Source organism: Nitrosopumilus maritimus SCM1, from assembly GCF_000018465.1.
Taxonomy (GTDB): Archaea; Thermoproteota; Nitrososphaeria; order Nitrososphaerales; family Nitrosopumilaceae; genus Nitrosopumilus; species Nitrosopumilus maritimus.
The window spans coordinates 960572-974936 of record NC_010085.1 but is presented as its reverse complement, the minus strand read 5'-3'; the positions used below and the strand labels follow the sequence as shown (position 1 = coordinate 974936).

Sequence of the window (14365 nt, the reverse complement as noted above, 5' to 3'; positions counted from 1 at the left end):
ATTTCAACCATAGCTGGTGAAATCTAGAAAATCCCATAATTAGGAAAATCGGTCTCTCTTTAAATAGCAAAAAGAGACTCAAAAAGTGCTTGAAACATAGTAGGGATGTATTCCTCAGTCGACTGTTAGTCTTTACCTTAGCTGTAATTCTACTCGTCCATCCTGCTACATTACCAATTTTTGATCCTTTACCTGAAGCATCTGCTCAAACTCCTTTACCTTATGAATCTGGTATAATTTCCACAGACGGTTGGACCACAGTATCCGTCTTGGGAACATATACTGATCCTGTAGTTATTGCGCAACCGACAGATGGTTTTGAGACTGGTGGCGCTGCATTGGAGATGGCAACTGCTGTTGTTAGAAATGTGTCTGCCTCCAGCTTTGATGTACAACTGTATAGAGGAGATGGCACTGGTAATTCTATTGCCGGTGATGTTGGTTATGTTGTTGTTGAAAAAGGTAATCACACACTTCCTGATGGTACACAATTACAAGCAGGCACTCTTAACGTATCTCAATATGATGCACGTGGCGGCCCTGGTAGTGTTTTTCAAACAATAACTTTTTCCCCTGCATTTAGTTCTGCACCTAATTTCATTGCAACTGCAAACACTGATAGTGCACAAGATTGGGTTTCTGCAAGATATCACTCTGGTAGTGGCCAACCAACTGCAACTACTGTAAGGGCATCTTTAGAGATTGGTGAAGGTCATGGAAGTGCACCAATATCTGCTTCTTCTGTTGGTGATGGTAATGACAATGTGATGGGCTGGCTTGCAATTGATAGAGGTACATTTGATGGAATAGAATCTGTTCGAACTACGGGTGTCGACGAAGATCCTGGCGCTGGCGACTGGAAAAGTGTAGGCTTTTCAAACACTTATTCTAATCCTGTATTTCTTGCTTTAACAAACCACAGTGGTTCTGATTCTACCACTGTTGGACGAAACAACCTTAGTGGTACTGGTGTTGAGTTTAGACTTACCGAAGAAACTTCTAGAGATGCTGAACTAGGGCACGCTACCGGCCATGTATTATGGGTAGTGTTTGAAAGCACTCCTACAGCATCTGTTCCAGGACAGCCACTTAACATCTCTGCAACTGCAGGTGATGAACAGGTTACAGTATCTTGGACAGCTCCTAATAGTGATGGCGGTGCTGCAATTGATTACTATACAGTACAATACAGAGTATCTGGAATACCTGCTTGGACTGATTTTGGTAATACTCCTGATGGAACTACTACATCTTTACCAGTAACTGGTTTGATTAATGGTGTAACTTATGAATTCCAAGTTTTAGCCCACAACTCTGTAGGTAACAGTAATCCTTCAGGTGCCGCAAACGCAACCCCTGAAGATTCTGTGACAGTTCCTGGTCAACCAACCGAATTAACTGCATCTGCAGGAAATCAACAAGTCTTACTATCCTGGACTGCTCCTTCTGATGGCGGTTCTGCAATTACTGATTATATTGTTGAAGTTGATGATGGTGATGGTTGGGAAACATTTGCTGACGGCACTAGTACTGACACCACAGCTACAGTTACTGGATTAACTAATGAACAAGAACACACATTCAGAGTATCTGCTGTAAATGATGAAGGTACTGGTAATACATCTGAAACTGCTACTGCAACACCAACTGGTCCTATAACAATTGAAGTTCGTGTAAACCACAATGATGATGATGCAGAAGAAGAAGTTGATGATGGCGATGTTGATCGTGGTAGCAGTGACTTGGAACTTACAGAAGATAGTGGTGATGAACAAGAAGTCGGTATTAGATTTAATGATGTAGCAATTCCTTCTGGCGCAATAATCCAGAATGCATATGTTCAGTTTACAGTAGATGAGGAAGACGATGATGACACTGACTTGCAAATCTTTGGTGAGGATACTGATGACTCTGAAAGATTTAGCAACAGTGATGATGATATTTCTGACAGAACAAAGACCTCTGCATCTGTTTCATGGTCTCCTGTTCCATGGGATACTGTTGGAGAAGCAGGACTTGATCAAAGAACACCAAACCTTTCATCTGTGATTCAAGAGATTGTTAACAGAGCAGGATGGCAAGAAGATAACTCACTTTCAATTATAATCACTGGTACTGGTGAAAGAACTGCTGAATCCCACAATGGTGATTCTAGTGCAGCCCCACTCCTTGTAGTTACTTATTCATTTGTAGCTACTGCACCTAGTGCCCCAACAAACCTCTCTGCAACTGCAGGAAATGAACAAGTCTCACTATCCTGGACTGCTCCATCTGATGGCGGTTCTGCAATTACTGATTATATCATTGAAGTTGATGATGGTGATGGTTGGGAAACATTTGCTGATGGAACAAGCACTGACACCACAGCTACAGTTACTGGACTAACTAATGGACAAGAACATACATTCAGAGTATCTGCTGTTAATGGCGAAGGCACTGGTAATGTATCTAGTACCGTTACTGCAACCCCAAATGCTACTACAACAATTGAAGTTAGAGTAAACCACGATGATGATGATGCTGAAGAAGCAATAGTCTCTGGTGGTGATGATGACGATGATGATGGCGGTGACGATGGTAACATGTATCTTGATAGTAGTGACTTGGAACTTACAGAAGACGGTAGTCTTGAGCAAGAAGTTGGTATTAGATTCAATGATGTTACAATTCCTTCTGGTGCAATAATTCAGAATGCATATGTTCAGTTTACTGTAGATGAAACTGACAGTGAGAGCACCAATCTTGAAATCTTTGGTGAAGACACTGATGACTCTGATAGATTCACCAACAGTGATTATGACATTTCAGATAGAATAAAGACCTCTGCATCTGTTTCATGGTCTCCTGTTGAATGGGATAGTACTGGTGAAGCAGGAACTGACCAAAGAACACCAAACCTTTCATCTGTGATTCAAGAGATTGTTAACAGAGCAGGATGGAGCAGTGATAATTCCCTTTCAATTATAATTACTGGTGATGGTGAAAGAACTGCTGAATCTCATGATGGCGATTCTAGTGCAGCACCACTCCTTGTAGTTACTTATTCATTTGAAGCCTCTGCACCTAGTGCCCCAACAAATCTTATTGCTACTGCAGGAAACACTGATGTTTCACTATCTTGGACTGCTCCATTTAATGGCGGTTCTGATATTACAGATTATGTTGTAGAGTACAGTAGTGGTTCTGGTTGGAATACTTTTGCTGATGGAACAAGTACTGATACCACAGCTACCGTTACTGGATTAACCAACGACCAAGAATACTCATTTAGAGTGTCTGCTGTAAATGCAGAAGGAACAGGACCTGTATCTAATATTGCAACTGCAACACCAATTGGTGCTTTAACAATAACAATACAAATCTCACAATCTTCTGATGATGCCGAACAAATTCGAACCGTTGATGAAGATGATGACGATGATGATGGTGGCGGTGGTGGTGTTTCATATTCTATGGATCTTGATGATGATGATCTTGATTTAGATGAAGACCGTTTTGTTGGTTTAAGATTTAACAACGTTGGAATTCCAAATGGTGCTACAATTACTGGAGCATATGTTGAATTTACCTCTCAAGACAATGATTCAGGTTCTTCATCTGTTACAATTTACGGTGAAGATGTAGATAACGCATCAACATTTACCACTGATTCTACTAACATATCTTCAAGAACTTCAACTAGTGCTACTGTATCTTGGAGCATTTCTGATTGGTCTGAAAATGAAATAAGTTCTGACACTCAAACTCCATCTCTTGTATCTATCGTTCAAGAAATAGTTAACAGAGGTGGATGGGTCTCTGGAAATTCTCTTGCACTCATATTTGAAGATGTTAATTCTGATAATGACCGAGATGCATTATCTTATGATGCTGATTCTTCTGAAGCACCTAGATTAATTATCACATATACTGCTGAATTAGGTGTCCCTGGTGCTCCAACAAATCTAACTGCTGAATCTGGAGATGAGCAAGTCTTACTCTCTTGGGCTCCTCCAGCAAGTAACGGCGGTTCTGCTATAACTGATTACATCATAGAATACAATGATGGTAATGGATGGCAAACATTCAACGATGGAACAAGTACTGATACAACTGATGTTGCAGTAACTGGATTAACAAACGGACAATCTTATGACTTTAGAGTATCTGCTGTAAATACAGAAGGTACTGGTGATGCATCTGATATTGCCACTGCAACTCCTGCAGGCGTACCTGATGCACCTGTAATCGATGAGGCTCTTGGTGGTAATGGGCAAGTATACTTGACATGGGAACATCCTCCAAACAATGGTGCTGCAATTACTGATTATATCATTGAAGTTAATGATGGTAATGGTTGGGAAGTATTCAATGACGGAACAAGTACCAACCGATTTGTAACTGTAGATAATCTAGAAAACGGAGAAACTTATTCATTTAGAGTAAAGGCAGTAAACTCTGCAGGTGAAGGTCCATTCTCTACTCCTGTCACTGCAACTCCTAGCTCTACTGCTACAGCTCCATTCTTGCATACTTTGACTCCTGGTGATTCTGAAGTATTTGTTGATTGGGATGCTCCTAATGATGATGGTGGTTCTACAATTTCTTCATATGAAATACAATATTCTACTGATGGAACTTTTGATCAAAACACTCCATCTGTAACTGTTTCTGGTAATCCTCCTCTAACTGAATACACTGTACCTGGATTAACCAACGGACAGACATACACATTCAGAGTTATTGCAATAAATGAAAACGGTTCTAGTCCTCCTTCTAATCTTGATACTGCAACTCCTGCAACAATTCCTGATGCACCAGTAATTGATCCTGCTCAAACAGTAACAGGAAATGAATTTGTAACTATTGCTTGGTCTACTCCATATAATGGCGGTTCACCAATTACCCATTATGTCATACAAGTAAAACCTGCAGGTGGTTCTTGGGAAACAGTATCTTCTAACTTTAATGATCCACAAAACATACTCACAATTCAGAATCTTGAAAATGGTGTTGAACACTCTTTCCGAGTTGCTGCTGTAAATGGTGTTAATCAAGGTCCATACTCTGCAATAGAGCTTGCAACCCCTGGTGATGTGCCAGCCCAAATTCTTGACCTTTCTGTTGAACGTGGAGATGAACAAGTTCTTCTTACATGGTCTGCACCTAACAACCATGGATTCCCAATTACTGATTATGTAATAGAAGTTGATTATGGAGATGGTAATGGATTTGTAGTTTACAATGATGGCCAATCAATTGACACTACTGATGTTCCTGTGACTGGATTAGAAAATGGTGTATTGCACAAATTCAGAGTATATGCTGTAAATGCACTTGGTAATGCAACTCCTTCTAATGAGGTTGAAGCAACACCAGCTAGAGCACCTGATGCACCAGTAATAACAGAACTCAATGCTGGCGATGGACAAATCGAAGTTATTTGGTCTACTCCAGACGATGGTGGTGAATCAATAGATGAGTACCGTCTTGAATGGTCCACTAATGACTTTTCATCAATACTTGATGATGTAACACTTTCAGGCAATCCTCCTGATACCACTTACACTGTGACTGGTTTGACAAATGGTGATACTTACTACTTTAGAGTAATTGCAATAAATGATGTCGATGAAAGTGATCCATCTGATGTAGAATCTGCAATTCCTGTAACTGTTCCAGCAAAACCAGTTCTTAACACTCCTGTTGTAGGTGACTCTTCACTTACTGTTTCATGGTCTGCACCAAATGATGGTGGCTCTCCATTAACTGGATATACACTTTCTATAACTGATGTTACTGGTGGTAACACTTTCCCTGATGTATCATTACCTGCAAATGCAATTGACTATAATGCAAGTGAATTAACCAATGGAAACACGTACTCTTTTACACTTATTGCAATTAATGCTGAAGGTTCAAGTGACCCATCTGATGCTGTAACTGGAATTCCAATTGGCGCCCCAGGACAAATTGATGACCTTGGTGCAGAATCAGGTGACAAACAAGTAGACCTCACTTGGACTCAACCAGACCTTAACGGCAGCGGTGACATTACATCTTACACCATTGAAGTACGTGACTCTTCTGGAACTCTAGTTGATACAATTGTCATAACTGGAACCGGAGGAAATCCCCCAGCAACTTCTACAACAGTTACTGGTTTGACCAACAATGAAACATACTCCTTTACAATTACTGCAACCAATGAAAACAATCTAACTAGCACTCCATCTGATCCTGTAACTTCCACTCCATTAGGAGCTCCAGCAGCACCAGGCAACCTTACACCAACTCCAGGTGACAAACAAGTAGACCTCACTTGGACTCAACCAGACCTTAACGGCAGCGGTGACATTATATCTTACACCGTTACAGTACGTGACCCAAGTGGTGCTGTAGTTCAAACAATTGTAATTGGTGATGATGAAGCATTAACAACCTCTTACCTAGTTACTGGTTTGACAAACAGCGTAAACTACACCTTTGAAGTAACTGCAACCAATGAAAACAACCTAACTAGCAGTGCTGCAACAACAACCTCCACTCCATTAGGTGCACCGGGACAAATTGACACTCCTACTGCAGAATCAGGTGACAAACAAGTAGACCTCACTTGGACTCAACCAGACCTTAACGGCAGCGGTGACATTACCTCTTACACCATTGAAGTACGTGACTCTTCTGGAACTCTAGTTGATACAATTGTCATAACTGGAACCGGAGGAAATCCGCCAGCAACTTCTTACACAGTTCCTGGACTTGATAATGGTGAAACATACTCCTTTACAATTACTGCAACCAATGAAAACAATCTAACTAGCACTCCATCTGATCCTGTAACTTCCACTCCATTAGGAGCTCCAGCAGCACCAGGCAACCTTGCCCCAACTCCTGGTGACAAACAAGTAGACCTCACTTGGACTCAACCAGACCTTAACAACAGTGGCGATATTACACTTTACACAATTACAGTACGTGACCCAAGTGGTGCTGTAGTTCAAACAATTGTAATTGGTGATGATGAAGCATTAGCAACAGAGACAACAGTTACTGGTTTGACAAACAGTGTAAACTACACATTTGAAGTAACTGCAACTAATGAAAACAACCTAACAAGCAGTGCTGCAACAACAACTGCAACTCCACGTGGAGCACCAGAACAAGTAACAGGACTTGAGGCAACTCCTGGTGATAGACAAGTATCTCTAGAATGGGATCCAGCAGATGAAAACAACAGTGGTGCCATTACCTCTTACACAGTTGAAGTTTATGATTCTTCTAACACTCTAGTTGACACTATTACTGTAACTGGAACTGGAGGAAATCCGCCAGCAACTTCTACAACAGTTCCTGGTTTGACAAGTGGTGAAACATACTCCTTTACAATTACTGCAACCAATGGACATGGATTGACCAGCATTCCATCTCTTCCTGTCACTGCAACTCCATTTGGTCCACCAAATCCCGTAACAGATCTTCAAGCAATTTCAGGTGACAAACAAGTAGACCTAATTTGGACTCAACCAGTTCCTAATGCTGGCGGTGCAATTGAAACTTATACAATTACAGTACGTGACCCAAGTGGAAACGTAGTTCAAACAATTGTAATTGGTGATGATGAACCATTAGCAACCTCTGTAAATATTGATGGATTAAACAATGGTGTAGAGTATACCTTTGAGATAATTGCAACTAATAGCAACAATCTAGATAGTAGTGCCGTAAGTACAACCGAAATTCCATTTGGTCCTCCAGGAGTAATTGACACTCCTACTGCTGATGCAGGAGATGGTGAAGTCACCATAGATTGGGAAGAACCAGAACTTAATGACAGTGGTGCAATTGAAACTTACACAATTACTGTAACTGACCCAAGTGGCAATGTAGTTCAAACAATAATAATTGGTGATGATGAAGCATTAGCAACTTCTACAACAGTTACTGGTTTGACTAATGGTGTAGAATACTCATTTACAATTACTGCAACAAATGAAAACAATCTAACTAGCACTCCATCTACTCCTGTGACTGCAACGCCTATTACTACACCTAACGCTCCAACTAATCTTGATGCAACTGCACTTTCTGATACTGAGATTGAATTAACTTGGACTGCACCTCCAACGAATCCACAATTTGGTACTTTGACAGGTTATCAAATTGAAAGACAAGCAGAAGGTGAAGCTGACTTTACAATAATTGTGGCAGATACCCAAACTACTGCTACTACATTTAATGACCTTGGATTATCAAGTGGTGTAGAATATACCTATAGAGTTTCTGCTATTACTACTGCTGGTATAGGTGATGCATCTAGTCCTGCAAGTGCAACTACATTTACTGTTCCAGCTAAACCAGTTCTTAACGAACCTGTTGTAGGTGACTCTTCACTTACTGTTTCATGGTCCAAACCATCTAATGGAGGAACTCCAATTACTGGATATACACTTAGTATTACAAATCTTACCACTGGTATTGATTTAGATGATGTTTCATTGTCTGCAGATGCAACTGATTATACTGCATCTCTACTAACAAATGGAAATGAGTACTCCTTTACACTTGTTGCAATAAACAGTGTTGGCTCAAGTGAATCTTCTGATCCTGTAACTGGAATTCCATTAGGAGCACCAGCAGCACCAGGCAACCTTACCCCAACTTCAGGTGACAAACAAGTAGACCTCACTTGGACTCAACCAGACCTTAACGGCAGCGGTGACATTACATCTTACACCGTTACAGTACGTGATCCAAACGGAGCTATTGTTGATACCATTACCTTGACTGGTTCACAGGGAGCCCCTCCAGCAACTTCTACAACAGTTACTGGCTTAACTAATGGTGTAAACTACACCTTTGAAGTAACTGCAACCAATGAAAACAACAGCACTGGTCCTGCCGCAACAACAACTGAAACTCCATTAGGAGCACCAGCAGCACCAGGCAACCTTACCCCAACTTCAGGTGACAAACAAGTAGACCTCACTTGGACTCAACCAGACCTTAACGGCAGCGGTGACATTACACTTTACACAATCACAGTACGTGACCCAAGTGGTGCTGTAGTTCAAACAATTGTAATTGGTGATGATGAAGCATTAACAACCTCTTACCTAGTTACTGGTTTGACAAACAGTGTAAACTACACATTTGAAGTAACTGCAACTAATGAAAACAACCTAACAAGCAGTGCTGCAACAACAACTGCAACTCCACGTGGAGCACCACTACAAGTAACAGGACTTGAGGCAACTCCTGGTGACAAACAAGTATCTCTAGAATGGGATCCAGCAGATGAAAACAACAGTGGTGCCATTACCTCTTACACAGTTGAAGTTTATGATTCTTCTAACACTCTAGTTGACACTATTACTGTAACTGGAACTGGAGGAAATCCACCAGCAACTTCTACAACAGTTACTGGTTTGGATAATGGTGAAACATACACCTTTGAAGTATCTGCAACCAATGAAAACAACAGCACTGGTCCTGCTGCAACTGCCACTGCAACTCCATATGGTCCACCAGCAGCACCAGGCAACCTTACCCCAACTCCTGGTGACAAACAAGTAGACCTCACTTGGACTCAACCAGACCTTAACGGCAGCGGTGACATTACACTTTACACAATCACAGTACGTGACCCAAGTGGTGCTGTAGTTCAAACAATTGTAATTGGTGATGATGAAGCATTAACAACCTCTTACCTAGTTACTGGTTTGACAAACAGTGTAAACTACACATTTGAAGTAACTGCAACTAATGAAAACAACCTAACAAGCAGTGCTGCAACAACAACTGCAACTCCACGTGGAGCACCACTACAAGTAACAGGACTTGAGGCAACTCCAGGTGATAGACAAGCATCATTATCCTGGAATGAAGCAGATGATAACAACAGTGGTGATATTTCATATTATACAATTACAATAACTGGTTCTGATGGTGTTCCTGTTGATCCAGTCCAAGTAACTGCACCTGCAGATAATACAGTAATTCCTGGACTAACAAGTGGTGTAGAATACGAATTTACAATTACTGCTACTAATGAACACGGATTAACTAGTACTCCATCTGCTCCTGCCACTGCAACTCCATTTGGTCCTCCAAACGCAGTAACAGGCCTTGGAGCAACTCCTGGTGACAAACAAGTAGACCTTGAATGGACTGAACCAGTTCCTAATGCAGGTGGTGAAATTGCATCTTACACAATCACTGTTACTGATCCAAATGGCAATGTAGTTCAAACAATTACAATCAATGCTCCAGCAGATGAGGCAAATATTGATGGTTTGAATAATGGTGTAGAATACACATTCACAATTACTGCTACTAACGTTAATGGTGTAACTGGTGATGCTGCAACAATAACTGCAATTCCTGCAACAGTCCCACTACCCCCAGTTCTTGACTCTGCTGACAGAGGCAACCAATCTGTAACCCTTTCATGGACTCCTCAATTTGATCAAGGAAGCACAATCACTCAATACACAATCCAATATTCTAGCGATAATTTCCAAACAACTGGAACTGTGGTGATTGGTGATGATGAAGCATTAGCAACTTCTACAACTATTTCTGGATTGACAAATGGATTGACATACCAATTCCAAGTAATCGCAAGTAATGCCTTTGGACCTAGTGATCCATCTAACATAAAATCTGCAAAACCAGCAACATTCCCTGATGCTCCAACGTTAGACTCTGCTGACAGAGGCAATCAATCTGTTGCACTTTCATGGACTCCAGGTAATAATGGTGGTGAACCAATTGACTCTTATCATGTAGAGTGGTCTGAAGATGAAAACTTTGCAAGCATCTTAGATACTGCAACAATTTCAGGTAACCCACCTGCTGAATCTTACACAGTTACTGGTTTGACAAATGGTGATACTTACTACTTTAGAATAATTTCAAGTAATGTAATCGATGACAGTGCACCATCTAATGTATTGTCACAAACTCCAGCTACTACTCCAAGTGAACCACTAAATCCTGCTGCTGAACCTGGACCTAACCAAGTTGAAGTTTCTTGGACCTTACCAGCCAGTGATGGTGGTGCTGAAATTGAATACTATGTAGTTCGTTACAGTACTGATGGCGGCTCTTGGACTGAGGAACAAACTGCTAATGGAAATACATTCTCCCTTGTAATTGATGAATTAACTAATGGTACACCATATCTATTTGAAATATTTGCACACAACGATGTTGGAGATGGTGATATCTCTGATAGAGTAACTGCAACTCCTGCAACAGCCCCATCTGCTCCACAGAATCTTGTTGCAACTCCTCAAACTGGTCAAGTTCTATTGGTATGGGAGAAACCATCAAGTAATGGAGGTGCCACAATCACATCTTACACAGTAAAGTGGACTCCTGGAGAAACATTTGATCCAAACAACTTTGAATCTGTAACAATTACTAGCGTTGATGGTGTAGCTCCACCTGTAACTACTACAACTGTTACTGGTTTGACAAACGGTCAAACATACACCTTTGTTGTAACTGCTACAAACTCTGCAGATGAAGGACCTGCATCAAACCCTGCAACAACAACACCTGCAAATCCACCTGATGCCCCAGTACTTGTATCTGTAACAAGTGATGATGATCAAGAAAGCACAATTGTATGGAACCAACCAGCAAATGGCGGTTCTCCAATAATCGATTATCTTGTAGAGTACACTTCTACTGGTGCATTTAATCCACAAGACACAGAATCTGTTGTTATCACTGCTCCACAAAACAATGATCCTATAACCACAACAATTGATGGACTAGATAATGGTGTAGAGTACTCATTTAGAGTAACTGCAAGAAACCTTGTTGATTCTGGTGACCCATCAAACGTTCTAACTGGAATTCCTTCAACTAATCCGCTACCTCCAAGAGACCTTCAAGTAACTGATAGCGGTAATGCATTTGTCTCACTTTCCTGGTTGACCCCATTAGATGATGGTGGAGATGACCTTGTAGGATACACAGTACAATATTCTGATGACAACTTTGCAACTATCTCTACACAAGAAATTATTCCTGTTGATGGTGTATTACCAACAACTGCAACAATATCTGGTCTAGATAATGGCTCAGAATACAAGTTTAGAGTAATTGCTCATAACGAAGATGATGGTGACAATGATGATACTGATGATTCTAGTGATCCATCAAACACAGTAAGTGCAACACCATCTACAGTACCTGATGCCCCAACATTACTTGAAGTCACAGACCATGGTAATGGATTTGTATCACTCTCATGGACTGCTTCTGTATTTGATGGCGGTTCTACATTAAACACCTATGTTGTTGAATACACTGACGATGAAAACGGAGTCTTTGATGAACCTCCATCATCTGTAATAATTGGTGATGATGAAACACTAGATACCCAAGCAACTGTCTCTGGTCTAGATAATGGTGTTGAATACACATTCCGTGTAAAGGCAACCAACGATAATGGTTCAAGTGGTTATTCTAATGAAGTAACTGAGACTCCAGCTAGAGCACCTGATGCCCCAACATTAGACTCTGCTGTTCGCGGTGATGAATCTGTAACCCTTTCATGGACTCCTGGATTTGACGGTGGTTCTGATTTGACTCAATATACCGTTCAATACACACCAACTGGAATATTTGATCCAGAAAACACTGTATCTGAAGTCTTTGATACTGAACCATTACCAACTACTGTAACAATTGACAGTCTAACAAATGGTGTTACTTACACATTCAGAGTATTTGCAACAAACATTGAAGACAACGGCCCAGTATCAAACACCCTTGACGCTAAACCTGCTACTGTTCCAACAAAACCACTACAACTCAACGCAGAATTTGGAAATCTGCTAGTCATACTGGATTGGCAATTACCAGCAGATAATGGTGGCGAGGAAATCATTGATTACATTATTGAATATAGACTTGCATCACAAATACCAGAAGCCACATGGCAAGTATTTGATGAAGGTGTTGGTGGTGTTAACACTAATCTCTTTGTAACTGTAACTGGTCTTACAAACGGATTAACTTACGAGTTTAGAGTCTCTGCTGAAAACGCAGTAGATGTTGGTCCTACATCTAATGTAGCAACTGCTAGACCTGCAACATTATCTGATGCCCCAACTGGACTAGATGCTGAAGCAATATCTGACACTGAAATTGATCTTGAATGGAATGCACCATTACTTACAGGCGGTGCTTCAATTGATGGATACCAAATTGAAAGACAAGCAGAAGGCGAGGCTGACTTTACAATAATTGTGGCAGACACCGGAAGCGCTGATACTACATACTCTGACACTGGCTTGGATAGAGGAACATCATACACTTACAGAGTTGCTGCTATTACTGATGCAGGAGTAGGAGACACATCCTCTACTGCAGAAGCCACAACATTTGATGTACCTGGCAAGACAGAAATTATCAGCTTAACTCCTGGTAATGCTCAAGTGGAAGTTGAATGGTCTGAGCCAACAAATGGTGGTACTCCAATCACTGGTTATAGAATTGAATACACTACTAATGAAACTGATGCAAACAATGGTGTCTTCACATCATCTGTTGATGTTGCAGCATCTCCATTATCTGCAACAATTAATAACTTGAACAATGGTGACACTTACTACTTTAGAGTAACTGCTACTAACAGCGTAGACTTTGGTGAACCATCTGATGTTGACTCTGCAACTCCAGCTAGAGCACCTGATGCTCCAACTGATCTAGTTGCAACACTTGGAGATGGACAAGTTACAATTGGATTTACTCCTCCAGTAGAGGATGGTGGTTCTGACATTATTGACTATTATATTGAATACAGTGTTGACAACGGAGATAACTGGTTTGAGTTTAATGATCAAACCGAATCAACTACTCCTGAGATTACCGTTACTGGTCTTAACAATGGGCAAGAATACCTCTTCCGTGCAGTTGCAGTAAACGGAGTGGGTCCTGGTGATGAATCAGTTCCAGTGGCAGAAACACCTGCTGCATTATCTGGTAATCCTACTGATCTAGTTGCAACTCGTGGTAATACTCAAGTATCCTTAACATGGGCCGCACCAGCTGTTACTGGCGGTGTTCCAGTTACATCATACATTGTTGAATACACTGATGATGCAAATGGTGACTTTGGTGCAAACCCATCATCACAAACCGTAACAAGTGAAACATTACCTGTACCAACTAATACTATAATTAACGGTCTTCAAAATGGCGTAACCTACACATTCCGTGTTATTGCTGTAAACACTGCCGGACCTAGTGGCCCATCAAACACTGATACTGCAAAACCAGCTACTGTTCCAGATGCCCCAACATTTGATGACCCACAACCTTCTGCTGGTACTGTTGGATTATCATGGACTCCAGGTAATACTGG

Annotated in this window: 1 protein-coding gene (only partly in view); it reads left to right on the top strand. The window is 41.1% G+C overall.

The annotated features are described in order from the left end of the window. The first annotated feature begins 89 nt into the window (after window positions 1–89). Window positions 90–14365, top strand: partial view of a fibronectin type III domain-containing protein gene (locus NMAR_RS05750; protein ID WP_148680135.1) — the start only. Its footprint extends 14662 nt past the window's final position; only the first 14276 of its 28938 coding nucleotides appear in the window; it begins with the start codon at window positions 90–92; its stop codon lies beyond the right edge, outside the window.